This window comes from Massilia cavernae (assembly GCF_003590855.1).
Lineage (GTDB): Bacteria > Pseudomonadota > Gammaproteobacteria > Burkholderiales > Burkholderiaceae_D > Telluria_A > Telluria_A cavernae.
Genome location: NZ_QYUP01000079.1, coordinates 1 through 25,583 on the forward strand (window position 1 = coordinate 1; position 25,583 = coordinate 25,583).

The window sequence follows — 25,583 nt, forward strand, 5'->3', positions numbered from 1 at the left end:
CTTGAAGCCGGCCATGGCACGGCGCTGTCTTCCCCTGCTGGCGCTGTGCGCGGCCGCCGCCTTGTCGGCGTGCGCGGGCGGCAGCGGCATGGCCACCACCGGCGAAGCGGAAATCAAGACCGCGTCCGACCAGACGCTGGCCGAGAAGCGTTCCAGCATCCGCCTGCAACTGGCGATCGGCTACTACCAGGACCGCAAGTACGAGGTGGCGCTCGACGAAGTCAAGCAGGCCATCGCGGCCAATCCGGAATCGGCCGACGCGCATGGCGTGCGCGCGCTGATCTACGATGCGATGGGCGAAGCCGCGCTGGCCGACCAGAGCTTCCAGCGCGCCCGCCAGCTGGCGCCGCGCAATCCGGAACTGGCCAACAACTACGGCTCCTTCCTGTGCCAGAACGGCAAGCCGGAGCAGGGCATCGCCCTGTTCGAGCAGGCCCTGAAGAACCCGGCCTACCAGTCGCCGGTCAACGCTTTGCTGAACGCGGGCTCGTGCAGCCTGCGCATGAAGAAGCTCGACGCGGCCGAGCGCTACCTGCTCGACGCGCTGCGCTACGACGCCGACCAGGTGGCCACCAATGCCAACCTGGCGCATGTGTATTTCGAGCGGCGCGACCTTACGCGCGCCGGATTTTTTATTAACCGCCTGAGGGAAGTCGCAAAGATCGACAACCTGCCGGCCGACACGCTCTGGCTTGCGATCCGTATCGACCGCAAGCTGGGGAACAAGGCGGGCGAGGCGAGCATGCTGTCGCAACTGCGCCGCCGCTTCCCGGCGTCGCCGGAGCTGGCAGCCTATCAGCGCGGTGCATTTGATGAGTGAGACAGGGACGACGATGAGTGGAGAGTGGGCAGATCAGCCGGCAGTGCCAGACAATCATGGTATTCCGGGCAAGACGCTGGCAGCCGCGCGTGAAGCGTTGGGCTGGTCGGTGGAACAGATCGCGGACCAGCTGAAGATGGCGGTGCGCCAGGTGGTTGCGCTGGAAGCGGGCGACTACGCCGCGCTGCCCGGCCCCGCCGTGGTGCGCGGCTTCGTGCGCGCCTACGCCAAGGTGGTCAAGCTCGATCCGGTGCCGCTGGTGGCGCAGATCGCGCTGGACGCGCCCGAAGCCGGCATCAACGGCAGCGTGCGCCCGAACAGGCCAACCTCGTTCACGCAGACGCGCTTCCCCAGCCACGGCAAGCGCGGCAAGCTGCCGGTGATGCCGATCGCGATCGCGGTTATCGCCGCTGCGGCCGCCGTCGGCGCCTGGCAGTTTGGCTTTGTGCCCGGCATGAACCGCGGCGCCACCCAGCCTGCCGCGACCGGCGACGCCGGCATCGCCACCTTGCCGGTGCCTGCCAACGGCAGCGCGGTGACGGCGCCTGCCATGCAGGATCCGTCGGTGCCCCTGATTTCGGTACCGCCGCCGGCCACGCCGGGTACGTCGGGCGGCGCTTCCGCGCCGGTCACCAATTCGCCGGTACAGGGCGTGACGCCGCCGCCGGCTGCCGTTGCGCCGGCTCCTGCCGCGACCGCTCCAGTCGTCACGGCGCCTGCGGCCACCGCGCCAGCCGCGGCCGCGCCGGGCGCCAATGCGCTGGTGCTGCAGGTTCGCGAGGATTCCTGGGTTGAGGTCCGCAACGCCAGCGGCAAGCCGCTGATCCGCCGCATGGTCAAGGGCGGCGGCAGCGCCACCGTGGACATCACCGACTCATCGACGGTCATCGTCGGTAACCCGTCGGCCGTCACGGCGACCCTGCGCGGCGCCGAGGTAGCGCTGCCGCCGCAGCCGGGCAAGACCTTTTCACGAGTTAAAGTTCAGTAATCATGTCCTTTTCGAATCAGGCTATTCCTTCGGGCCCGCTGGCCCGCCGCGCCAGCCGCAGCGTGCTGGTCTCGCACGGCGAGCGCAAGGTCTGGGTGGGCGGCGACGCGCCGGTGGTGGTGCAGTCGATGACCAACACCGACACCGCCGACGTGATCGGCACCGCGATCCAGGTCAAGGAGCTGGCGCGCGCCGGTTCCGAGATGGTCCGCATCACGGTCAACAATCCGGAGGCGGCGGCCGCGGTGCCGCTGATCCGCGAACAGCTCGACAAGATGGGCATCGACGTGCCGCTGGTGGGCGACTTCCACTACAACGGCCACACGCTGCTGCGCGACTTCCCTGAGTGCGCGAAGGCGCTGTCGAAGTACCGCATCAATCCTGGCAACGTGGGGCAGGGCGCCAAGCGCGACACCCAGTTCGCCCAGATGATCGAAGTGGCGGCGCAGTACGACAAGCCGGTGCGCATCGGCGTCAACTGGGGCAGCCTGGACCAGGCGCTGCTGGCCCGCATCATGGACGAGAACGCGCAGCGCGCGGAACCATGGAGCGCGCAGGCGGTCATGTACGAAGCGCTGATCACCTCGGCCATCGAGAATGCCGTGCGCGCCGAGGAACTGGGCCTGGGCCGCGACAAGATCATCCTGTCGTGCAAAGTGTCGGGCGTGCAGGACCTGATCGCGGTGTACCGCGAACTGGCGCGCCGCTGCGACTACCCGCTGCACCTCGGCCTGACCGAAGCGGGCATGGGCAGCAAGGGCATCGTGGCGTCGACCGCGGCGCTGTCGGTGCTGCTCCAGGAGGGCATCGGCGACACCATCCGCATTTCGCTGACCCCGGAACCGGGCGGCGACCGCTGCAAGGAAATCGTGGTGGCGCAGGAGATCCTGCAGACCATGGGCCTGCGCAAGTTCACCCCGATGGTGATCGCCTGCCCGGGCTGCGGCCGCACCACCTCGACCACTTTCCAGGAACTGGCCGACAACATCCAGACCTACCTGCGCGACCAGATGCCGGTGTGGAAAGAGACCTATCCGGGCGTCGAGGCGATGAACGTGGCCGTCATGGGCTGCATCGTCAACGGCCCCGGCGAATCGAAGCACGCCAACATCGGCATCAGCCTGCCGGGCACCGGCGAGTCGCCGGCCGCGCCGGTGTTCGTCGACGGCCAGAAGTTCACGACCCTGCGAGGCGAGCGCATCGTCGAGGAGTTCCAGGACATCGTGCTCAATTACGTCAAACAGAATTACGGTAAAAAAGAATATGTCCAAGCCTGAAAAAATTACAGCCGTCAAAGGCATGAACGACATCCTGCCGGCCGACGCGCCGCTGTGGGAGCTGTTCGAGAACACCGTGCAGTCGGTCCTGAAAAGCTATGGCTTCCAGAAGATCGTCACCCCTATCGTCGAAGACACCGCGCTGTTCGCGCGCGCCATCGGCGCCGTGACCGACATCGTGGAAAAGGAAATGTACTCCTTCACCGATTCGATGAACGGCGACGCGCTGACCCTGCGCCCTGAAGGCACGGCCGGCGTGGTGCGCGCGGTGATCGAACATAACCTCGTCTACGAAGGCCCGAGGCGCCTGTGGTACCAGGGCCCGATGTTCCGCCACGAGCGTCCGCAGCGCGGCCGCTACCGCCAGTTCTTCCAGATCGGTGCGGAAGCCGTCGGCTTCGCCGGCCCGGACATCGACGCCGAACTGATCATGCTGTGTCGCCGCCTGTGGGATGACCTGGGCCTGGAAAACATCCGCCTCGAACTGAACTCGATCGGCGACGCGTCCGAGCGCCAGCGCCACCGCGCCGACCTGATCGCCTACTTCGAAGCCAACGAAGACCAGCTGGACGCTGAAGCCAAGCGCCGCCTGCACACCAACCCGCTGCGCATCCTCGACACCAAGAACCCTGCCATGCAGGAGCTGGTGAACAAGGCGCCGAAGCTGCTCGACTACCTGGAAGGCGAGTCGGTCGCCCACTTCGAGGGCGTCAAGCGCATCCTCGACGCCAACAACATCCAGTACACGGTCAACCCGCGCCTGGTGCGCGGCCTGGACTACTACAACCGCACCGTGTTCGAATGGGTGACGGACGAACTGGGCGCGCAGGGCACCGTGTGCGCCGGCGGCCGTTACGACCCGCTGATCGAAACCTTCGGCGGCAAGCCGACGCCGGCGGTCGGATTCGCGATGGGCATCGAGCGCCTGGTCGAGCTGATGAAGCTGGCCGGCGAGCCTGCCGTGCCGTCGCTGTGCGACGTCTACATGGTGCACCAGGGCGAAGCGGCGCAGACCCAGGCGTTCATCCTGGCCGAGCGCATTCGCGATGCCGGCCTCGATGTTGTGCTACATTGCGCGACTGCGGCGGGTGCGGGCAGCTTCAAGAGCCAGATGAAGAAGGCCGATGGCAGCGGCGCCGCGTACGCGGTCATTCTCGGCGAAGACGAGATGGCCAAGGGCGTGGCCGCGATCAAGGCGCTGCGTGGCGCCGAGGGCGAGCAGCAGGCCAGCGTGCCGTTCCTCGAGGTGGTCGACTACGTGGTCGACCAGATCATCGGCTGCTGCGACCACAGCGGCGAAGAAGGCCACGTGCACCATCATCACTAGGCAAGCGGCAGTACTTTTTTTGATCCATTAACTATACTTATAAGCACATGGCATACGATCTCGAAGAACAAGAGCAGATAGCGTCCCTGAAAGCATTCTGGAACAAGTTCGGCAACCTGATTACCTGGGCGGCCATCATCATCCTCGGCAGCTATGCGGCCTATAACTACTGGAACTACTACCAGCGCAACAACGCCGCCGAAGCCTCGGGCCTGTACGAAGAGATGACCAAGTCGATGGCCGCCAAGGACAACACCAAGGTCCAGCGCATCGCCTCCGACATCGAAGCGAAGTACGCGCGCAGCGCCTACGCCCAGATGGGCGCGCTGGCCGCAGCGAAAAGCGCGTTCGACGCGAACGACCTGAAGACCGCGAAAGCGCGCCTGCAGTGGGTGGTCGAACACGGCGACGACGAATACCAGTCGGTCGCGCGCCTGCGCCTGTCCGGCGTGCTGCTCGACGAGAAAGCCTTCGACGAGGCGCTGAAGGTATTGTCCGCCGTCGAGCTGCCGCAATTCGCGGGCGCGGTTGCCGACCGCAAGGGCGACATCCTGGTAGCGCAGGACAAGCTGGCCGAGGCGCGCGCCGCCTACCAGGCTGCGCTCGACACGATGGCAAAGAACGATCCTGGCCGCCAGCTGGTGCAGCTGAAGCTCGAAGCGATTGGCGGCGCCGCGGCGACCCCGAAAGCAGCTGCGTAATATCCCGTAATGGCAGCCCGCGCGCGCCGTCAAGGGTGCGCGCGGGCTTTGCGCCCTCTGGTGGCAACGAACACAAGATCAAGGTAAATGAATATGCGTATTACCCAGAAGCTTCTCGGTGCAGGTGTGCTGGCTGTCGTGGCCGGCTGCTCGACGCTCAATTCGATCAATCCATTCGCGTCCAAGCCGAAGGGTAACCTGCCGGCGCCGCTGGTCGAACTGAAAGGCACGATGGCCGTGCGCACCGCATGGAAGCTCGATATCGGCAAGGCCCAGGATTACCTGTTCTCGCCTGCGGTGGTCGGCAACACCGTGGTTGCCGCCAGCAACGACGGCTCGATCGCGCGCGTCGAAGCGGAATCCGGCCGCCAGCTGTGGCGCATCAAGGCCGAGAGCCCGCTGACCGCGGGCGTCGGCACCGACGGCAACATGCTGGTCTTCGGCGCCAACAAGGGCGCGGTGCTGGCCTACGACATGGACGGCAAGGCGATGTGGAAGTACCAGGCCTCGTCGGAAGTGATCTCGTCGCCGGTGGTGGGGCAGGGCATCGTGGTGGTGCGCTCGATCGACAACCGCATCGTCGGCCTGGACGCCAGGACCGGCGAACAAAAATGGACCGTGCAGCGCATTTCGCCGCCGCTCACCTTGCGCAACGCGCCGGGGATGGTGGTGGTGAACAAGGACGTGATCATCGCCCAGCCGGGCGGCAAGCTGATTTCGCTGCTGCTGGCGACCGGCGCGCCGCGCTGGGAAGCGACGGTCGGCGAGGCGCGCGGCGCCACCGAACTGGAACGCGTGACCGACATCGGCGGCACGCCTGTCGTGTTCGGAAACGAAGTGTGCGCCGCTGCCTACCAGGGCCGTGTAGCCTGCTTCGAACTGGCCAGCGGTTCGCCGCGCTGGAACAAGGAACTCTCGTCCGAAGTGGGCGTGTCGGTCGACCAGCGCTTTGTGTTCGCGGTGGACGACAAGGGCGCGGTATCGGCCTTCGACCGCGAAAGCGGCACCAGCGTCTGGAAGAACGACAAGCTCGGCTTCCGCCGCGTGTCGACCCCCGTTTCCTACGGCCGTGCCGTGGCGGTGGGCGACTACCAGGGTTACATCCACTTCCTGTCGCGGGAAGATGGCGCATTTTTGGCACGCGCCGCAACTGACGGAAGCCCGGTGATCTCGGTTCCCCAGGTCGCTGGCTCGAATCTGATTTTTCAAACACAATCTGGGACTGTGACCGCAATCGCGGTCGAATAAAATGAAGCCGGTAATAGCACTAGTTGGTCGACCCAACGTCGGGAAATCGACCTTATTCAATCGCCTCACCCGCTCGCGCGATGCGCTGGTGGCGGACCTGCCTGGCCTGACGCGTGACCGCCACTACGGCGAAGGCCGCGTCGGCGAGCGTCCGTTCCTGGTCATCGACACGGGCGGTTTCGAGCCCGTGGCCAAGGAAGGCATCGTCAAGGAAATGGCGCTGCAGACCAAGCAGGCCGTGGCCGAAGCCGACGTGGTGGTGTTCATCGTCGACGGCCGCCAGGGCCTGACGCCGCACGACAAGACCATCACCGACTTCCTGCGCAAGTCCGGCCGCAAGGTCATGCTGGTGGTGAACAAGGCCGAGGGCATGAAGTACACCTCGGTGGTGGCGGACTTCTATGAACTCGGCATGGGCGACCCGTACGTGATCTCCGCCGCCCACGGCGACGGCGTGCACGACCTGGTGCAGGAAGCGCTCGACACGGCCTTCGCCCAGCGTCCTGAGGACGCGGAAGAGCTGGAGCCGGCCGAACGCGGCATCAAGATCGCCATCGTCGGCCGCCCGAACGTGGGCAAGTCGACCCTGGTGAACACCCTGATCGGCGAACAGCGCGTGATCGCGTTCGACATGCCGGGCACCACCCGCGACTCGATCGAGGTTCCGTTCGAACGCGACGGCAAGCACTATACGCTGATCGACACCGCCGGCATCCGCCGCCGCGGCAAGGTGTTCGAAGCGATCGAGAAGTTCTCGGTCGTGAAGACCCTGCAGTCGGTGTCCGAAGCCCACGTGGTGATCCTGCTGCTCGACGCGCAACAGGACATCTCGGAGCAGGACGCCCATATCGCCGGCTTCATCCTCGAATCCGGCCGCGCGCTGGTGGTGGCGGTGAACAAGTGGGACGGCCTCGAGTCCAGCGACCGCGACGAGATCAAGATCGACCTCGACCGCAAGCTCGACTTCCTGTCGTTCGCCAAGACCCACTTCATCTCGGCGCTGAAGGCCACCGGCATCGGCCCGCTGATGAAGTCGGTCGACTCGGCCTACGCCGCGGCCACCGCCGACCTGTCGACCCCGCGCCTGACCCGCGCGCTGATCGAGGCGGTGGAAAAGCAGGAACCGAAACGCAAAGGGTCGACCCGGCCCAAGATGCGGTATGCTCACCAGGGCGGGCAAAATCCGCCGATCATCGTCATCCACGGCAATTCGCTCGAGGCGATCACCGAGCCATACAAGCGCTACCTCGAGAAGCATTTCCGCGACACGTTCAACCTGGTCGGCACCCCGCTCCGCATTGAATTGCGTACTGGCAAGAACCCCTTTGCCAGAACGCAGAAATAAAGACGGTCGGCCGACAAGAACCGGCAAAACAGGTTACAGTAGCTTGGAGACACCTTTCGCCTTTTTATAGAATGGTGTTTCCGGCACTTGAAAAAGAACGAGTCGCCTCCAATTCCTTAATACAACAAACACACGGAGCTGTTATGAGCAACAAAGGGCAATTGTTACAAGACCCATTCCTCAATGCATTGCGCAAAGAGCACGTACCCGTTTCGATCTACCTGGTCAACGGCATCAAACTGCAGGGCCACATCGAATCGTTCGACCAATATGTAGTACTGCTGCGTAACACCGTTACCCAGATGGTCTACAAGCATGCCATCTCCACCGTCGTGCCTGCCCGCGCTGTCAACCTCAGCCTTGAATCCGAAGCTGAATAAGACGATGGGCGACAAGCCACCGGCGTTTGCCCGCGCCGACTGCAGCCTGGAACTGTCATGCGCGCGGCGCTAGTCGGCGTCGACTTCGGCGCTGGCGACTTCGACGCCAGCCTCGAAGAGCTGTCGCTGCTTGCCCAATCCGCCGGCGCGGAACCGATCACGACCATCACCGCCAAGCGTTCCAGCCCGGACGCCGCCTACTTTGTCGGCAGCGGCAAGGCGGACGAAGTGGCGCATGCCTGCGTCGACGACAAGATCGAGATCGTCATCTTCAACCACGCGCTGTCGCCGGCCCAGCAGCGCAACCTCGAAAAACGCCTGAACGTACGGGTACTCGACCGCACCAGCCTGATCCTCGACATCTTCGCGCAGCGTGCGCAAAGCCACGAGGGCAAGCTGCAGGTCGAACTGGCCCAGCTCCAGCACCTGTCCACGCGCCTGATCCGCGGCTGGACCCACCTTGAACGCCAAAAGGGCGGTATCGGCCTGCGCGGCCCGGGTGAGACCCAGCTGGAGACCGACCGCCGCCTGATCGGCGAGCGCGTCAAGGCCCTGCGCGCACGCCTGGCCAAGCTGCGCAAGCAGCACGAAACCCAGCGCCGCTCGCGCAACCGCGCCGGCACCTTCTCGGTGTCCCTGGTCGGCTATACCAACGCGGGCAAATCGACGCTGTTCAATGCACTCACCAAGGCCGGCGTGTACGTCGCCAACCAGCTGTTCGCGACGCTGGACACGACCTCGCGCCGCGTCTACCTGGGCGAGGAAGTCGGCAACGTGGTCATCTCCGACACGGTCGGCTTCGTGCGCGAACTGCCCCACCAGCTGGTGGCGGCATTCCGCGCCACCCTGGAAGAAACCATCCACGCCGACCTGCTGCTGCACGTGGTCGACGGCGCCAGCCCGGTGCGGATGGAACAGATCGATCAGGTCAACCTGGTGCTGAAAGAGATCGGCGCCGACCATATTCCCCAGATCCTGGTCTGGAACAAGATCGATGCGGCGGGCCTCGATCCGGCGGTCGAACGTGATGAATATGATAAAATCAGCCGCGTTTTTATCAGCGCCCGCAGTGGCGCCGGCCTGGACTTGCTGCGCGATTCGATCGTCGAATCGGCCAAATCCGCGCCAGGTCTGACCTATATGTATGAAAACAAAGAGCAGGACGATGCCGGCCTGGAGTCGATGGAAGACATCGACCCAACCGAAAGTATTCTAACCTCCACCAACGTCGGACCACGATAGCATGCTTGTCTCACTTCTTAAACGCGTTGGCATCTCGCTGACGCTGAACGACCCGCGCTGGGGCCGCAAGCCCGAAGGCGACAACAACAAGGCCCAGGAAGGCAAACGCCCGGGCGAAGGGCCGCCTGACCTCGACCAGATGTGGCGCGACTTCAATGCCCGCCTGAATCGCCTATTCGGCGGCAAGAACAAGGGCGGCGGCGACGGCGGCAATGGCGGCGGCAGCGGCTACGTCGGCGACATGAAAGGCGCAGGCTTCACGGTCGGCGCGGCCGCCGCGGTGGTGGCGCTGATCTGGCTGGCCAGCGGCGCCTTCATCGTGCAGGAAGGCCAGGTTGGCGTGGTCACCACGTTCGGCCAGTACAGCCACTCGACCACGCCGGGTTTCAACTGGCGCTGGCCGTATCCGTTCCAGGCGCATGAAACCGTCAACGTGTCGCAGGTGCGCACCGCCGAAATCGGCTACCGCTCCAACGTGCGCAACAAGCGCCCGCAGGAAGCGCTGATGCTGACCGACGACGAAAACATCATCGACATCCAGTTCGCCGTCCAGTACACGCTGAAGGATCCGGTGGCGTGGCTGTTCAACAACCGCGACCAGGACGAAACCGTGCGCCAGGTCGCCGAAAGCTCGATCCGCGAAGTGGTCGGCAAGAGCAAGATGGACTTCGTGCTGTACGAAGGCCGCGAGAAAGTCGCCAACGACGTGCAGATGCTGATGCAGACCATCGTCGACCGCTACAAGCTGGGCGCGCAGATCACCAACGTGACCATGCAGGGCGTGCAGCCGCCGGAGCAGGTGCAAAGCTCGTTCGACGACGCCGTCAAGGCAGGGCAGGACCGCGAACGCGCCAAGAACGAAGGCCAGGCCTACGCCAACGACGTGATCCCGCGCGCACGCGGTAACGCATCGCGCCTGCTGCAGGAGGCCGAAGCGTACCGCTCGATGGTGACCGAGAACGCAACCGGTAACGCATCGCGCTTCGCGCAGGTGCTGACCGAGTACCAGAAGGCGCCGGGCGTAACGCGCGACCGCCTCTACCTCGACACCATGCAGCAGATCTTCACCAGTGCCAGCAAGGTCATGGTCGACGCCAAGTCGAACAGCAACCTGCTGTACCTCCCGCTGGACAAGCTGATCGCCCAGAGCGCGGCCAATGCTGCAGCGGTGGGCAGCAAGTCCGGTCCTGTGACGATGCCGGTCGAAACGCCGGCGCCGCTGGAACAGGTAATTCAGCGCGACAGCCGTAGTCGCGAGTCTTCACGTGATCGGGAGAGCCGTTAATGAACCGCTTGGTAACCATTTTAGTCGCGGGCTTCATTGGCTTGATGATCTTGTCGTCGACCGTGTTCGTGGTCGACCAGCGCAGCTACGCGATCGTATTCGCCCTGGGCCGCGTGGACAAGGTCATCGTCGAACCTGGCCTGCAATTCAAGCTGCCGCCGCCGTTCCAGAACGTGATGTACCTGGACAAGCGCATCCAGACCCTGGACACGCCTGACGCCGACCGCTTCATCACCGCCGAGAAGAAGAACATCCTGGTCGACGCTTTCGTCAAATGGAAGATCGCCAACCCGCAGCGCTACTTCATCAGCTTCAGCGGCGATGAAAGCCGTGCGCGCGACCGCATGTCGCAGATCGTCAAGGCGGCGCTGAACGACGAGATCACCAAGCGCACCGTGCGCGAAGTGATTTCGGGCGAGCGCGGCAAGGTGATGCAGGCGATCCAGGCCAAGGTAGTGGCCGAGTCGAAGGAGATCGGCATCGACATCGTGGACGTGCGCCTGAAGCGTGTCGACTACGTCGAGCAGATCAACACCTCGGTGTACGAGCGCATGAAGGCCGAGCGCGCCCGCGTCGCCAATGAACTGCGTTCGACCGGTATGGCCGATTCGGAGAAGATCCGCGCCGATGCAGACCGCCAGCGCACCGTGATCCTGGCAGAAGCGTTCCGCGAAGCCGAGAAGATCAAGGGCCAAGGCGATGCGAAAGCGTCGCAGATCTATGCCGATGCGTTCGGCAAGAACCCCGAGTTCTACAAGTTCTACCGTTCGCTCGAAGCCTACCGCGCCGGCTTCAAGGACCGCAACGACGTGATGGTGATCGATTCGAATTCGGAGTTCTTCAAGTACTTCCGCAATCCGGGGGCATCGTCGGCCGCGCCTAAGAAGTAAGTAAGTCAGCTTCAAAACCGTCGTGCCCGCCGATGGCGGGCACGACGGTTTCTGCAATAGCAAAATTGGTGAGGAGCGTAGTGGTCTGGTATCCCAAATCCAACCCTTTCTCCCTCATCCAACCCCAATTTCGTTGTAAAAATTATCGATTCGCGCTATGTTCGCGCGCGCTCCGTGTCGCGCATTTCCCCGACTTCTAACGAAACTCCCACACAAACTGCGTCTGCTCATGCCGAATTGCTTTTGCCTGAGAATATTGCCGATGTCTTGCCGTCCGAAGCGCGCAAGACGAAGAGAGCTGCGTCGGCTGATGCTCGATAATTTCCGCTTGTACGGTTACGAGCTGGTGATGCCGCCGCTGCTCGAATACGTCGAGTCGCTTCTCACCGGCGCCGGCAAGGACACCGACCTGCGCACCTTCAAGCTGGTCGACCCGCTGTCGGGCCGCATGCTTGGCCTGCGGCCGGACATGACGACCCAGGTGGCGCGCATCGACGCCCACCTGCTGAACCGCGACTCGGTCACCCGCCTGTGCTACGCCGGCAGCGTGCTGCACACCCGTCCATCGGGCCTGCACGCCACCCGCGAACCGCTGCAGATCGGCGCCGAGATTTACGGCCATGCCGGCCTCGAAGCCGACGCCGAGATCCAGGAGCTGGCGCTTGCCTCGCTGGCGATGGCCGGCTTCCCTGAAGTACGCCTGGACATGTCGCACGTCGGCGTGCTGCGCGCGATCATCGCGGAAGACGCGGCAGCGGCCAAGGACGAAGCGGCGCTGTCGGCGCTGCTGCGCGCCAAGGATTGCCCGGGCCTGGCCGCGCTGACCGCGAACTACAGCGAGTCCACCCGCGCCGCGCTGCTCGCGCTGCCGAACCTGTACGGCGACATCGACGTGTTGACCCGTGCGCGCGCAGTACTACCGCAGCTGCCGGGTGTGACCAAGGCTCTGGCCGAACTGGCCGCGCTGGCGGGATGCGCCGTCGGCCGCGCCGAAGTGGCGATCGACCTGGCCGACCTGCGCGGCTACCAGTACGAAAGCGGCGCGATGTTCGCGCTGTACGTCCCCGGCCTGCCGAATGCGGTGGCGCGCGGCGGGCGCTATGATCACGTGGGCGAAGCGTTCGGCCGGGCACGTCCCGCGACCGGCTTCTCGCTCGACTTGCGCGAACTGGCGCGGCTGCTGCCGACCGCCGAGCGCAAGCACTCCATCCGCGCGCCGTGGGGCAATGCCCCCGAGCTGCGTGACGCAATCGCTCAACTGCGCAAGGCAGGCGAAGTCGTTATCCAGAGTTTCCCGGGTCACGACAATGAGCAGGACGAGTTCGAGTGCGACCGCGTACTCGTCCTCGACGACAGTAACTGGATTCTCAAAAACTTAGGTTAAGTGTGATGTCAAAGAAAAACGTGGCAAAGAACGTGGTTGTCATCGGTACCCAATGGGGCGATGAAGGCAAGGGCAAGATCGTCGACTGGCTGACGGATAACGCGCAAGGCGTGGTTCGCTTCCAGGGCGGCCACAATGCGGGCCATACGCTCGTCATCGACGGCCAGAAGACCGCGCTGCAGCTGATCCCGTCGGGCATCATGCGCGCAGGCGTGGCCTGCTACATCGGCAACGGTGTGGTGGTGTCGGTTCCTGACGTGATGCGTGAAATCGACAAGCTCGAAAAGGCCGGCATCGAAGTCGCCTCGCGCCTGAAGATCTCCGAGGCTTGCCCTGCGATCCTGCCGTACCACGTCGCGATCGACGTGGCGCGCGAAGCGGCACGCGGCGTGAACAAGATCGGAACGACCTGCAAGGGCATCGGCCCGGCCTACGAAGACAAGGTCGCGCGCCGTGCGATCCGCATCGCCGACATGCTCAACGAGACCCGTTTCGCCGAGAAGCTGCGCGAGAACCTAGACTACCACAACTTCGTCCTGACCAATTACCTGAAGTCCGACGCGGTCGACTTCCAGAAGACCTTCGACGACGCGATGGCACTGGTGCCGCGCCTGCGTCCGATGGTGGGCGACGTATCGTCCGCGCTGTACGCGGCGCACAAGGCCGGCGGCAACCTGCTGTTCGAAGGCGCGCAGGGCTCCCTGCTCGACGTCGACCACGGCACCTACCCGTTCGTCACCTCGTCCAACTGCGTGGCGGGTAACGCCGCAGCCGGCGCCGGCGTCGGCCCTGGCATGCTGCACTACATCCTGGGCATCACCAAGGCCTACACCACCCGCGTGGGTTCGGGCCCGTTCCCGTCGGAGCTGCCGACCGATGCAGGCGTGGGCGAGCACCTTTCGCGCATCGGCCACGAATTCGGCACCGTGACGGGCCGCGCCCGCCGCTGCGGCTGGTTCGATGCCGCGCTGCTGCGCCGCTCGGTGCAGATCAACGGCGTGACGGGCATGTGCCTGACCAAGCTGGACGTGATGGACGGCCTCGAGTCGATCAAGCTGTGCACCGGCTACAAGATCGACGGCCGCGAAGTCGACATCTTCCCGGTTGGCGCTGAAGACGCGGCCAGCTGCGTGCCGGTATACGAAGAGATGGCCGGCTGGAAGGAAAGCACCGTCGGCGCCAAGTCGCTGGCCGAGCTGCCTGCTGCCGCGCGCGCCTACATCAAGCGCATCGAAGAGCTGGTCGGCGTACCGGTCGACATGGTATCGACCGGCCCTGACCGCGTCGAGACGATCGTCCTGCGTCACCCGTTCGAATAATAAAAAAAATAGGAGCATCCATGACCACGCCACCATCGACCGACAAAGACCTCTGGGTGTCCTGGGACGAATACCACCGCCTGATCGAGCGCCTGGCGCTCAAGGTGTACGAATCGGGCTGGAAGTTCGACCAGGTGCTGTGCCTGGCCCGTGGCGGCGTGCGTCCGGGCGACGTCTTCTCGCGCATCTTCGACGTACCGCTGGCGATCCTGTCGACCAGCTCGTACCGCGAAGAAGCCGGCACCAAGCAGGGCGACCTCGACATCGCCAAGTACATGACGATGACCAAGGGCCCGCTGTCGGGCAAGATCCTGCTGGTCGACGACCTGGCCGACTCCGGCGTCACGCTGGATAAGGTCACCAAGCACCTGAAAGAAAATTTCACCGGCGTGACCGAAGTGAAATCCGCTGTCATCTGGGTGAAGGGCACCTCGTCGATCCGTCCTGACTACTATCTGGACGACCTGCCGCACAACCCGTGGATCCACCAGCCATTCGAGGACTACGACGGCCTGCGCCCGCACCAGCTGTCGGCCTGGCTGAAAAAGTTCGACAAGCAGGCTTAATCCGCCGGCTTTCAAAATGAAGCCAGAGTGTTCGTCGCGATGCGATGGATACTCTGGCTTTTTTGCGTTCGAACGTATCACCGGCGGTGCCGCTTCTGGCCGGAGTTTGTCAGATTCTGGCGCGGCCAACTTTACGTTTGGGTGTCGACGATTTTTACAGCGTGGACCAAAATCCTTTCCAGTGACTCGCTGCTAAAAGATCAACATGCTGTAAATAAAGAGAATTTCATAATTCGCCCTCAGCTGGCACGCCCTGTGCTACTTGCTAATTGCTTATCGGAAGTAGTGCAATTATGTTTTGGGGGAATCCGGTAATCATGCCTCTTCCACTTATCCTAACAATTATAGATAAGGAAACTAGTCAATGAATCCGATCATGAAATCCAAGCAAATCCTAGCCATGCTGGCTCTCGCTGCGGCGTCCTTTGCAGTGCCTTCGCATGCCATGGTGGTGCAATCCGGTACCAGTACCGGCAACTTTATTTTGGATGGTAACGGTGGAGCACCGATCGTCGGCAGCGACTTCGTTCTCGGCCCGACAACCCCCGGCAAGTGGGGACCGCCGGTTTTCGGCACTGGCGCAGTAGTCACCTGGAGCTTGATGCCAACCGGCACGAGTTGTGCCGCTGAAGGCGGCGGATGCACGATCTCCGCGCTGGGCGACTTCATGCCGGCGAGCTTCCTGACCGCGATCACCGCCGCATTCAACGCCTGGTCGGCGGTCGCAAACATCGTATTTGTGCAAGTGGCCGACGACGGCTCCGCCTTCAACGCGCCTGGTGTGGCTGGGGATATCCGTCTTGGTGGGCATGCATTCGACGGTCCCTCAGGCACCCTTGCTCATGGCTTCTTCCCGCCTGTAAACGGGAATACTGCCGCTGGAGACATTCACTTCGACACCGCAGAATTGTGGAAACTGGGCTTCGGCGGTCCCGGCTTCGATGTATTCCAGGTCGCGGCGCACGAGATCGGTCATGCGATTGGTCTCGAGCACACCGCTGTCCCAGCGTCTCTCATGAACCCGTTCTACACGGAAGCGTTCTCCGGGCCACAGGCGGACGACATTGCTGGCGCGCAGTTCATTTATGGACCTGTTAACGCGGTGCCGCTCCCCGCGACATGGCTACTCTTTAGCCTTGGGCTCATGGCCTTGGGAATCGCTCGCCGCCGTGCCTGACATTTGACTGGGGCAAGGAACGTCGTTCTTCGCCGGGCACGCCGAAACCATCAGCATTCGGCGTGCTCGCAATTAATTATCGAGGTTTCTACCTACCTATCCATCAATTGCCTTATTCTACGGTTTCAGAACACTGGGTCACTCATTTTATCGATGCCATTCTTGTATGGCTGAATTTTTAGAGATACTCCACATGAAACTGATAGCAGCATTGATTCTGTTTGCAGCATGCATGTTTACGGGGGATGTTTCCGCTATGTGGGCACGGCTTAGCGACGTCGAACTTGTCGATCAGTCCGACATCATTGTTTCTGCCACGCTCGTTCGTGCCGAGCGGCGAGCCATGCCCGGATCAGCCGTGTCACGCGAGATCGGCGTGCTCCAGATCCGCCAGGTTCTCAAGGGCCCTGCCAAGCTTGGCGAAGTGCACATTGCGCTGCCATCGGGCGACTCTCCATTGTCCAGTTCCGACATTCGCTATACCACTGGCCAGAAGGGCCTTTGGTTTCTCCGGCCACATCCGCTTGGTAGCGACCGGGTCATTTACGACGCCGGCCATCCGCAGCGCTTTCTTCCGGAGGAGGCAGCCATTCCCCGTATCGCGTACTTTCGCAATTTGATTAATTCGCGAAAAACGCAGTAACTCGTCGAACAACGGCAAGCGCGACGCTACTGCCGTTCCTGACATCGCCTGTCGTCTTACGTCAAGACGGCCGATAGCAATATTCATGGCTTAAAACCAACGAAAGTGTTCCATTTGTCCGCAACGGTAATTACGCTGTCGCATATACCTTCCTGTTCGGAATATCGAGGCGTTATCATTGGACACATTTTCTTGCCTAGTGACCCATGACTCAAAGCTTCTTCCAAACCTTCATCCTCCTCCTGCTCGTCACCGATCCCTTCGGCAACGTCCCCCTGTTCGCCAGCGCGCTCGCTCCAGTGGAGAAAGCGAGAAGGGCGCGCATCGTCGTGCGCGAGTGCGCCATCGCCTTCCTGGTCCTTCTGGTCTTCATGTTCTTCGGACGCCACTTCCTGACCGCGCTGCAGCTGTCCGAAGCCTCGCTGCGCATCGGCGGCGCGGTGATCCTGCTGCTGATCGCGATCCGCATGATCTTCCCGCACCCCGACGGCGTGCTTGGCAAGACCGATGGCGGCGAACCATTCATCGTGCCGCTCGCGATCCCCGCGCTGGCAGGTCCTTCCGCGCTGGCCACCGTGCTGCTGTTCACGTCGAACAGCACGGTAGAGATCATGGCCCACGTCGCCGCGCTGGCGGCCGTCGCCGTAGTCTGGCTCGCAGTATTTCTCGGCGCCGAACGCCTGCAGAACGCCCTCGGCCCGCAAGTGATGACAGCCTTCGAGCGTTTGATGGGCCTGATCCTGACCGCGATGTCGGTGGAGATGCTCCTTGGTGGTATCAGGGAATTCGTCAAAACGCTGTAAGCAACCCAAACCAAAAAGCGATATGGCCTCGATCAGCCTGTTCCACCACACGAAGCGCCACCCGTCCGCGATCCTGTTGCTGGTGCAGTTGGCGGGGATGATCCTCTATCCGTATTTCGAGGATACCGAAATGGCGCGGGTCGGCCTCAATGCATTCGGACTGATCGTCCTGCTGGCGACGGTCGGCATGGTCCGTCGCACGCCTGGGCATGTGTGGATCAGTGCGACAATCGCCGTACCCGTCATCATCCTGCTGATCCTGCAGATGGGTTACGGCATGAAGCACCTGCTGCCGTGGTCCTCCGCGCTCGAAGCGATGTTCTATTTTTACGCGGCCGGCAGCCTGGTGATGTACATGATGGAGGACCGCCGCGCCACAGCGGATGAACTGTTCGCGGCGGCCGCTGCGTTCACCTTGCTCGCCTGGGCCTTCACCCACCTGTACATCCTTGTCCAGGCTGTCTACCCCGGATCGTTCGGCGCCGCGGTCAATCCCAACGAGCTGCGGACGTGGACCGAACTGAATTACCTCAGCTTCGCGCTGCTATCGAGTACAGGCATCGGTGACGTCATCCCATTGAGCTCGCACGCACGCGCCCTGGCCAGCGTGGAGATGCTGATCGGCCTGATGTACCTCGCCGCAGTGGTGGCAAGGCTGATCGGCTTTACCATCACATCGCACAAAGAAACCCGGGACTGATGTGAGCGCGCTGGCTCGCCTGCAGGCGTTGATCCGAACCGAGTTGGCTCACCTGACGACGATACAGTCCAGCGACCGCGCATGGCAGTTGCCGCTTGCGGCGGCGCTGTCAACGGGTATCCCGCTGCTGGTCGCCGCGTATTTCGACCACTTGGCTTTCGGCCTGGTCGGCTCCATCGGCGGCCTGGTTTTCCTCTACCTTCCAAACACGCCGATGCATCACCGCATGGTGCAGCTGATGGCGTGCGCGTTCGGCCTCGCCGCCTGCTACTGTCTTGGCTTGCTCTGCCACTTCGTCCCGTACCTGGTGGTGCCGATGCTGGTCATCCTCACAATCCTGGTGACGATGATCTGCCGTTTCTTCGGCATGGGACCACCGGGCAGCCTGTTCTTCGTCATGGCTGCGTCGGAGCCGGGCGCGTAGCGCCCGCAGCCGTCCAAGTGAAAAAATGTGTTGAACTTGGTTGTTGGTTCACGGTCAAACTTCATAAGTGCCGCAGTAAGCGATTACGCGCTGGGGCATGATTCACCAGTACCGCTTTTTCCAATCCGCAGTCGCCATCGGCGAGGTCGAAAGATATCCTGCGGATTGAATGAGAAGCTGGGCTGCTTTCAGTCCGGCTTCCGTCTGGGGCATCAGACGCCAGCAGTGGGAATCCCCTTCCGTTCACGAAGGGGAGGATGTCAACACGCCGCTGACCATCCAGCTGGCGGAAGCCGCGGTCATGAGCCATGGTTCGGCGTCGGCGCTGATTTCGGCGCGGTTCTTCGATACTGTGGTGGGCTGCATGGTTGCCTTGGCCGGAGGCAACTGCCTGCATAGTCCACGGTTCCGCGAGGTGGTGGGTGGATTGATCCGGCATTTCATCCCGAAGCGCTTCACTTGACCGGCAAATCGCCTTCATTCTTTTCGGGTGATGTGGCCAGACTGAATCTGAACATCTTTCCGTTTGGTCGACGCACACGAAAGGGGCAGGTCATGCAATCATCGCAAAAGGAAAAAATTCCGTAAAACTGGAAGGCCAGGATTGCAGCTCGCAGCAACTCGAACTTCGGCGACGCGACGGGATATGGAAGATCAAGTGGTGAGTTTTTTCTCGGTGCGCCCGGCTCGATGTTTTGCCGCTTTTTTGCAGGGCTGGAAGGCGACATGTTCGTCGCTCCGATTGGGGTTATGTAATCAAGGGGGCGGACGTGACCTATTGCGGATGGAAGCGGAGGGAGGTTCATGCGAACAGATTTTTCTTCTTGGCCACCGGGCACACGGTCATGGTCGATGAAGTTGCCGAAGGTGGTCCTGTTCAGCCCACAGCCATGAAGCATTCCATAGTGCTCGAACATATGGCGCGCCAAGATGAACCCTGAGCTTGTTTTTTGCTAACCCGCAGGCGCTATTTCGAAAGAATTGTGCGCCGCACAATTACTGTGGGATTACCTGCGTTCAGCGCTTGAGTTTGTTCAAATTCAGACGCAATACCCAGGTTTGCGCGTGATCTTGACAGGTTGTAATGTCGTTGAGCGCCGCTTGAAGACAGTGATTTGTAATTCCGGATACGTTGGTCGAATTTAAAACATGGAGGCACCCTTGCAGATAGCTTACGGGCGTCCAAAAATTCCGGCCCACGCAGATAGCAATGGGCTTCTGGTAGCGATTAAATTATTGGTAAATCACATTGGAACGAAGCCCGCGGATGCGGGCTTTTTTTTCGGCTTTTCTCTAGGGAACGCACCTTACTTCCGAGCATTGACGCCACGTTGTCGTATCCCGGGCCGCAAACGCCTGCTGCTTGAGGACATGCAGCTGGTCCCGCACCTGCGCCGCTTCCTCGAATTCGAGATTCTTCGCGTGTCAACCATTCAGCTTCTTCTAGGCGCTTGATCTAACTTGCTGATCTTGCTTCTCGCTCACTTGAACTCGATTTCTTCGCAAGTTTCCTTCTCTGCGTCCAGCCGTTTCGCGTGCCTGCTGCGGACTGTAGACGCCGTCGATCATGTCCCTGATCTGCTTCTTGATGCCGCGCGGCGTGATGCCGTTGGCCTCGTTGAAGGCGATCTGCTTCGCGCGCCGGCGCTCGGTCTCGCCAATCGCCAGCTTCATCGAATCGGTGATCTTGTCCGCGTACAGAATCGCCACGCCGTTCAGGTTACGCGCCGCGCGGCCGATGGTCTGGATCAGGCTTCGCTCGGAACGCAGGAAGCCTTCCTTGTCCGCGTCCAGCACCGCCACCAGCGACACCTCCGGCAAGTCGAGGCCCTCGCGCAGCAGGTTGATCCCGACCAGCACGTCGAAGGTGCCGAGCCGCAGGTCGCGCAGGATCTCGACGCGTTCCACCGTCTCGATGTCGCTGTGCAGGTAGCGCACCTTGATGCCGTGGTCGCCCAGGTATTCGGTCAGCTGCTCCGCCATGCGCTTGGTCAGCGTGGTCACCAGCACGCGTTCGTCCTTCGCGATGCGGTCCTGGATCTCGGACATCAGGTCGTCCACCTGCGTGCGCGCCGGCTTGACGATGACCAGTGGGTCGACCAGGCCGGTAGGTCGCACCACCTGTTCGACCACGTTGTCCGCATGCGTTTTCTCGTAGTCCGCCGGCGTCGCCGACACGAAGATCGTCTGCCGCAGCTTGCCCTCGAACTCTTCGAACTTCAGCGGCCGGTTGTCCAGCGCCGACGGCAGGCGGAAGCCGTAGTCCACCAGGTTGGTCTTGCGCGAACGGTCGCCGTTGTACATGGCGTTGAGCTGCCCGACCAGCACATGCGACTCGTCGAGGAACATCAGCGCATCCTTCGGCAGGTAGTCGACCAGCGTCGGCGGCGGTTCGCCCGGCTTGGCGCCGGACAGGTGGCGCGAGTAGTTCTCGATGCCCTTGGTGAAGCCGATCTCGGCCATCATCTCGAGGTCGAAGCGGGTGCGCTGCTCAAGGCGCTGTTCTTCGATCAGCTTGTTCTCCTTGCGGAAGAAGTCGAGCCGTTCGCGCAGTTCGGCCTTGATGGTTTCGATCGCGCGCAGGACGGTCGAACGCGGCGTCACGTAGTGCGAGCCGGGGTAGACGGTGAAGCGCGGGATTTTCTGGCGCACGCGCCCGGTCAGCGGGTCGAACAGCTGCAGCGATTCGATCTCGTCGTCGAACATCTCGACGCGGATCGCCAGCTCGGCGTGCTCCGCCGGGAAGATGTCGATGGTGTCGCCGCGCACGCGGAAGGTGCCGCGGCCGAAATCCATTTCGTTGCGCGTGTACTGCATCTGGATCAGGCGCGCGATGACGTCGCGCTGCGCGACCTTGTCTTTCGCGCGCAAGGTCAGGATCATCTGGTGGTATTCGTTCGGATTACCGATACCGTAAATGGCCGACACGGTCGCCACGATGACGACGTCGCGCCGCTCCATCAGCGATTTGGTGCACGACAGGCGCATCTGCTCGATATGCTCGTTGATCGACGAGTCCTTTTCGATGAACAGGTCGCGCTGCGGCACGTAGGCTTCCGGCTGGTAGTAATCGTAGTAGCTGACGAAGTACTCGACCGCGTTCTCCGGGAAGAACTCGCGGAATTCGGCGTACAGCTGCGCAGCCAGCGTCTTGTTCGGCGCGAAAACGATGGCGGGACGGCCCAGACGCGCGATTACGTTGGCCATCGTGTAGGTCTTGCCGGAACCAGTTACACCGAGCAGTGTCTGAAACGAGAGGCCGTCTTCGATGCCTTCGACCAGGCCTTCGATGGCGGTCGGCTGGTCGCCGGCCGGAGGGAAGGGCTGGTGCAGCTTGAACGGCGAGTCGGGGAACGTGACGATGGTCGGTTCCGCGGCGATTTCGAGGGGTACTTCTGCCATGTTTTCAAACCTTTGTTAGAATGGAACTCCGCGCGCGGCCCAATGGATATAAGGGTCGCTGTCTATACAACCCAGCCGACTATCAAGTTTATCACGATGACTTCCCCAGCTTCCGCCAGCATCTTCAGCGCCATCGACATGGCTCCGCGTGACCCGATCCTGGGTATCACGGAAGCCTTCAATGCCGACCATAATCAAGCCAAGATCAACCTTGGCGTCGGCGTCTATTATGACGATAACGGCAAAGTGCCGCTGCTGGAGTGCGTACACAAGGCGGAGACCGCGCTGCTAAGCCAGCAGGCGCCGCGCACCTACCTCCCGATCGATGGGCTGCCTGCTTACGACAAGGCGGTACAAGAGTTAATCTTCGGGGCTGACAGCCCGGTCATTCAACAGCGCCGCGCGGTTACCATGCAGGCCATTGGCGGCACCGGCGCGCTGAAAATCGGCGCCGACTTCCTGAAGCGCTTCGCACCGGGCGCGCAAATTTTCATCAGCGATCCTAGCTGGGAGAACCACCGCGCGCTGTTCGAGAGCGCCGGCTTCGTGGTTAGCAATTACGCCTATTACGACGCGGTCACCCGCGGCGTGAACTTCCCGGGCATGATGGCGTCGCTGCGCGCGATGCCGCGCGGTTCGATCGTCGTGCTGCACGCCTGCTGCCACAACCCTACCGGCGCCGACCTCAGCGATGAGCAGTGGACCGACGTGATCGCCGCGGTCACCGCAGGCGGCCTGATTCCCTTCCTCGACATGGCCTACCAGGGCTTCGGCGCGGGCATCCAGGAAGACGGCGCGGTCGTGTCGCGCTTCGCCGCGATCGGCACGCCGCTGCTGGTGTCGAACTCGTTCTCGAAGTCGTTCTCGCTGTACGGCGAGCGCGTGGGCGCGCTGACCGTCGTTGCTGCGGATGCCGACGAAGCGCACCGCGTGCTGTCGCAGCTTAAGCGCGTGGTCCGCACCAACTACTCCAGCCCGCACATGCATGGCGGTAAAACGGTGGCCAGCGTCCTGACCCACCCGGAACTGCGCGCCCTGTGGGAAAGCGAACTGGCCGGCATGCGCGTGCGCATCAAGGAAATGCGCAACCAGTTCGTCGAAAAGCTGAAGGAAAAGGCGCCATCGCACAACTTCGAATTCGTGCGCGAGCAGGTGGGCATGTTCTCGTACTCGGGCCTCACCAAGGACCAGGTCGAACTGCTGCGCAAGGAGCACTCGATCTACGCGGTGGACACCGGCCGCATCTGCGTCGCCGCGCTGAACTCCAAAAATATCGATCGCGTCGTTGACGCCATCGCGAAAGTGCTCTAAACTCTTGCTTCTTTCGGGTTGAGCCGGGCCTCGCTAGGCGTAAGCACGATCCGATAGGCTTCAGAAAGTATGAAAGTAATCGCGCGGTACAATGCCAGACATTGACAACGCAACGGCTTGAATACATAATGTTGCCTCTTTTCCCTGATAGCTCAGTCGGTAGAGCGACGGACTGTTAATCCGCAGGTCCCTGGTTCGAGTCCAGGTCGGGGAGCCAGAATTCGAAGGGCCACGTTGTAAAAACGTGGCCCTTTTTGCTTTTGCCTTGCGGTTTTGTCTACGGATTCCTATGATGCCGGGCTCGATATTTACGCAACGATGCAGTATCGGTCCAGAGCACCCACCATAGAAATTCGATTAATGAAAAAAACCTTACTTGCCTGCGTACTTGCAGCCGCATCCTTCACCGCACACGCACAACAAGTAGCTGCACAGCCGCTGCGTTTCGTCATCGGCGCCGGCCTTACTTTCGGCGGCGACCGCCTGGCCACGACTTCCTATACCAACGGCACCAGCGCCAACATCCGCGCCGGCAGCGGTCTGCAACTGGCGGCTGGCGCGGAATACCGCCTGAGCCCGCTATTCTCGCTGCAGGGCACTGTTGGCTACCACATCCATTTCACGCCGGAAGCGAGCAACGGCGACGCCGATTTCTCGCGCATTCCTGTTGAACTGATCGCCTACTACCACGCCAACGAGAAGTGGCGCGTGGGCGGCGGCATGCGCTTCGTGCGCAACGCCAAGCTGAGCGGCAGCGGCTTCGCCAGCGGACTCGACGAGTCCTTCGACGACACCACCAGCGGCATCGTGGAAGCGGAATACCTGTACAGCCCGTCGCTCGGCTTCAAGCTGCGCGGCGTCAGCGAAAAGTACGACTCGCGCCGCTACGCGATCGGCTCGGCCAAGGCAAACCACCTCGGCATGTTCGCGAACTTCTACTTCTAAGAGTTTGAAATCTGGCGTGGAGTGAAAAAAATTCTCGCCAGCACTCGCCAAGTTGGAAATGGGCAGCTATAATGCGGCCTCTTTTCCCTGATAGCTCAGTCGGTAGAGCGACGGACTGTTAATCCGCAGGTCCCTGGTTCGAGTCCAGGTCGGGGAGCCAGAATAATCGTTGAAACAAAAGCCTTCTTCGGAAGGCTTTTGTCGTTAACACGCGCGGAACGCGCCAGGCTGGCGCCACCGTCGACATGTACACGCTATTTGCTCAGAATTCTTGCGCCTTGCCTAGACTGGTACTTTGCGCGCAAACGGCCCACAATTCACTCTCCTTATGACTGAACAGGTGGACTGCAATAATGACAATCGAAATATCTTCAGACGCCACGAACGCGGCAATCGGTTCCATTCAACGCTATTTTGCGGAAAACATGGATGAGCCAATCGGCAGCCTGGAAGCCGGTTCTTTGCTGTCGTTCATCTTGAAGGAAATTGGTCCGCTTGTTTACAACAAGGCGATTGCGGATGCGCAGGCACGCCTTCAAGAGCGGGTCGCAGAGCTTGACGTCGAGGTGTACGAAGAAGAGTTTTCTTACTGGGCGAAGGGTCGCAACGGCCGTCGCTGATGTGCTTCCTTTTGAATTTGGCTGACTAGAACGATAGAGCCGCGCAAAGCTCGGCCATCGTCCCGGCCTGATACACAAGACTTAGTCCATGCGCCGCGGCAGTTCGATTTCGTCCTTGCGCGCCTGGAGCTGCTCGCCCAGCGCCATAAGGTCAAGCTTGGCCTTGCGTGCTTTCGGGAACATTTCGCCTTCTTCTTCGCCGACATGGTGTTCGATCAGTTCGCCGAGCACCTTGACCTTGGCATCGTACAGATCATCGGTCGGTTCCATCGACACGATCTGGGCGATGAGGTTCTTGGCCGATGCATGTTCCACGGTGGCTTCATCGACCATGTCATCTGCGCCTTTGACCGCTTCGCGGACGGCAGGGTAGAAAATTTCTTCTTCCGCAGTCGCGTGCTTCATCAATTCATTGCAAATCTGGAAGGCCAGCTTTTGCTTCGTGGCATGGGCGCGGTCCCCCAGCCCTTCGTACTGTTCGAACATGGCCTTGACCTTCTCATGGTCGTCCGTCAACAGGGCGATTGCGTCCGTAGGCTCGGTGGATCGGGGAATCTGCTTGCTGCGTGCCTTGCTTGGTGTCGGGGTAGTGCGCATGATGGCTCCTGGAAGTTACACGAGTGCGTGATATCGCAGGCATCACTCTGGCCCGCTATCCCGCCACCGTCTGTGCGTTATTCAACACGGACACTGTTGTTCGATTTTTCGCCGCGCAGTGGCGGCACTGGATAAATTGCCGGAGGTGGTTGCCAAACCGCTACGGGATGGGCAGAGTGTCTGTTTTAA

General features: G+C 61.9%; 24 protein-coding genes, 2 tRNA genes and 2 pseudogenes. 25 read left to right on the forward strand and 3 right to left on the reverse strand.

The window, feature by feature from the left end; translation table 11 throughout:
* Positions 1-13: 13 nt before the first annotated feature.
* The 20 genes and pseudogenes from pilW (at position 14) to D3872_RS25240 (ending at position 18,982) form a co-directional block, all read left to right on the forward strand.
* The gene (gene pilW, locus D3872_RS07885) at positions 14-820 is read left to right on the forward strand and encodes a type IV pilus biogenesis/stability protein PilW (protein WP_119810294.1); all 807 of its coding nucleotides are present in this window, start codon (positions 14-16) and stop codon (positions 818-820) included.
* Positions 821-863: 43 nt separating this feature from the next.
* Entirely contained in the window at positions 864-1,808 is a 945-nt protein-coding gene (locus D3872_RS07890) for a helix-turn-helix domain-containing protein (protein ID WP_229459220.1), read from the forward strand.
* A 2-nt stretch (positions 1,809-1,810) separates the two neighbouring features.
* Positions 1,811-3,085: a flavodoxin-dependent (E)-4-hydroxy-3-methylbut-2-enyl-diphosphate synthase gene (ispG, locus tag D3872_RS07895; RefSeq protein ID WP_119810264.1), complete on the forward strand. Its 1,275-nt coding sequence runs from the start codon at positions 1,811-1,813 to the stop codon at positions 3,083-3,085.
* A gap of 22 nt (positions 3,086-3,107) precedes the next feature.
* The gene (gene hisS, locus D3872_RS07900; protein WP_220476903.1) at positions 3,108-4,412 is read left to right on the forward strand and encodes a histidine--tRNA ligase; all 1,305 of its coding nucleotides are present in this window, start codon (positions 3,108-3,110) and stop codon (positions 4,410-4,412) included.
* A 47-nt stretch (positions 4,413-4,459) separates the two neighbouring features.
* Positions 4,460-5,113, forward strand: a complete 654-nt coding sequence (locus D3872_RS07905) for a YfgM family protein (protein WP_119810266.1) — start codon at positions 4,460-4,462, stop codon at positions 5,111-5,113.
* 93 nt (positions 5,114-5,206) lie between these two features.
* A complete protein-coding gene (bamB, locus tag D3872_RS07910; protein ID WP_119810295.1) occupies positions 5,207-6,361 on the forward strand; it encodes an outer membrane protein assembly factor BamB in 1,155 nt (384 codons plus the stop codon).
* Between the two features lies 1 nt (position 6,362).
* Complete coding sequence (der, locus tag D3872_RS07915; RefSeq protein WP_119810267.1) at positions 6,363-7,706, forward strand: ribosome biogenesis GTPase Der; 1,344 nt, start codon at positions 6,363-6,365, stop codon at positions 7,704-7,706.
* A 143-nt stretch (positions 7,707-7,849) separates the two neighbouring features.
* A complete protein-coding gene (gene hfq / locus D3872_RS07920) occupies positions 7,850-8,086 on the forward strand; it encodes an RNA chaperone Hfq (protein WP_119810268.1) in 237 nt (78 codons plus the stop codon).
* A 57-nt stretch (positions 8,087-8,143) separates the two neighbouring features.
* Positions 8,144-9,328, forward strand: coding sequence for a GTPase HflX (gene hflX / locus D3872_RS07925; RefSeq protein WP_119810269.1), 1,185 nt, complete (start codon positions 8,144-8,146; stop codon positions 9,326-9,328).
* A gap of 1 nt (position 9,329) precedes the next feature.
* On the forward strand, positions 9,330-10,613 hold the full coding sequence (hflK, locus tag D3872_RS07930) for an FtsH protease activity modulator HflK (RefSeq protein ID WP_119810270.1): 1,284 nt from the start codon (positions 9,330-9,332) through the stop codon (positions 10,611-10,613).
* Positions 10,613-11,503 (forward strand): protease modulator HflC, encoded by an 891-nt coding sequence (hflC, locus tag D3872_RS07935; protein WP_119810271.1) that lies wholly within the window; start codon positions 10,613-10,615, stop codon positions 11,501-11,503. Before hflK ends, hflC begins: the two co-directional genes overlap by 1 nt.
* A gap of 237 nt (positions 11,504-11,740) precedes the next feature.
* Positions 11,741-12,887, forward strand: a pseudogene (locus D3872_RS07940) (ATP phosphoribosyltransferase regulatory subunit).
* A gap of 5 nt (positions 12,888-12,892) precedes the next feature.
* Positions 12,893-14,206: an adenylosuccinate synthase gene (locus D3872_RS07945; protein ID WP_119810273.1), complete on the forward strand. Its 1,314-nt coding sequence runs from the start codon at positions 12,893-12,895 to the stop codon at positions 14,204-14,206.
* A 20-nt stretch (positions 14,207-14,226) separates the two neighbouring features.
* Positions 14,227-14,772: a phosphoribosyltransferase gene (locus D3872_RS07950; RefSeq protein WP_119810274.1), complete on the forward strand. Its 546-nt coding sequence runs from the start codon at positions 14,227-14,229 to the stop codon at positions 14,770-14,772.
* Between the two features lie 364 nt (positions 14,773-15,136).
* Complete coding sequence (locus D3872_RS07955; RefSeq protein ID WP_119810275.1) at positions 15,137-15,949, forward strand: matrixin family metalloprotease; 813 nt, start codon at positions 15,137-15,139, stop codon at positions 15,947-15,949.
* Positions 15,950-16,142: 193 nt separating this feature from the next.
* Positions 16,143-16,592, forward strand: coding sequence for a hypothetical protein (locus D3872_RS07960; protein ID WP_147373832.1), 450 nt, complete (start codon positions 16,143-16,145; stop codon positions 16,590-16,592).
* Between the two features lie 206 nt (positions 16,593-16,798).
* Positions 16,799-17,395, forward strand: coding sequence for a MarC family protein (locus D3872_RS07965; protein ID WP_119810277.1), 597 nt, complete (start codon positions 16,799-16,801; stop codon positions 17,393-17,395).
* Positions 17,396-17,417: 22 nt separating this feature from the next.
* Complete coding sequence (locus D3872_RS07970; RefSeq protein WP_119810278.1) at positions 17,418-18,095, forward strand: ion channel; 678 nt, start codon at positions 17,418-17,420, stop codon at positions 18,093-18,095.
* Between the two features lies 1 nt (position 18,096).
* The gene (locus tag D3872_RS07975; RefSeq protein WP_182915724.1) at positions 18,097-18,519 is read left to right on the forward strand and encodes a hypothetical protein; all 423 of its coding nucleotides are present in this window, start codon (positions 18,097-18,099) and stop codon (positions 18,517-18,519) included.
* Between the two features lie 169 nt (positions 18,520-18,688).
* Positions 18,689-18,982 carry a hypothetical protein gene (locus D3872_RS25240; protein WP_147373833.1) on the forward strand — a complete coding sequence of 98 codons (294 nt, stop codon included), beginning with the start codon at positions 18,689-18,691 and terminating at the stop codon, positions 18,980-18,982.
* On the opposite strand, the gene D3872_RS25245 is transcribed toward D3872_RS25240, so the two are convergent.
* Positions 18,975-19,436, reverse strand: a complete 462-nt coding sequence (locus D3872_RS25245; protein ID WP_147373834.1) for a hypothetical protein — start codon at positions 19,434-19,436, stop codon at positions 18,975-18,977. The two genes, D3872_RS25240 and D3872_RS25245, sit on opposite strands and share 8 nt — an antisense overlap.
* Positions 19,437-19,812: 376 nt before the next feature.
* Positions 19,813-21,921 (reverse strand): annotated as a pseudogene (uvrB, locus tag D3872_RS07980) (excinuclease ABC subunit UvrB).
* Positions 21,922-22,017: 96 nt separating this feature from the next.
* On the opposite strand from uvrB, the gene D3872_RS07985 reads away from it, so the two are divergent.
* From D3872_RS07985 to D3872_RS08005, 5 genes are all read left to right on the forward strand, one after another.
* Complete coding sequence (locus D3872_RS07985; protein ID WP_182915725.1) at positions 22,018-23,232, forward strand: amino acid aminotransferase; 1,215 nt, start codon at positions 22,018-22,020, stop codon at positions 23,230-23,232.
* A gap of 141 nt (positions 23,233-23,373) precedes the next feature.
* Positions 23,374-23,449: transfer RNA gene (locus D3872_RS07990), tRNA-Asn, on the forward strand.
* A 143-nt stretch (positions 23,450-23,592) separates the two neighbouring features.
* Positions 23,593-24,177, forward strand: coding sequence for an outer membrane beta-barrel protein (locus tag D3872_RS07995; RefSeq protein ID WP_182915726.1), 585 nt, complete (start codon positions 23,593-23,595; stop codon positions 24,175-24,177).
* A gap of 84 nt (positions 24,178-24,261) precedes the next feature.
* Positions 24,262-24,337 (forward strand) — tRNA-Asn (locus tag D3872_RS08000).
* A gap of 193 nt (positions 24,338-24,530) precedes the next feature.
* A complete protein-coding gene (locus tag D3872_RS08005; RefSeq protein ID WP_119810280.1) occupies positions 24,531-24,797 on the forward strand; it encodes a DUF2164 domain-containing protein in 267 nt (88 codons plus the stop codon).
* A gap of 81 nt (positions 24,798-24,878) precedes the next feature.
* Here D3872_RS08005 and D3872_RS08010 read toward each other — a convergent pair whose 3' ends face one another.
* Positions 24,879-25,394 carry a hemerythrin domain-containing protein gene (locus D3872_RS08010; protein ID WP_119810281.1) on the reverse strand — a complete coding sequence of 172 codons (516 nt, stop codon included), beginning with the start codon at positions 25,392-25,394 and terminating at the stop codon, positions 24,879-24,881.
* Positions 25,395-25,583 lie beyond the last annotated feature (189 nt).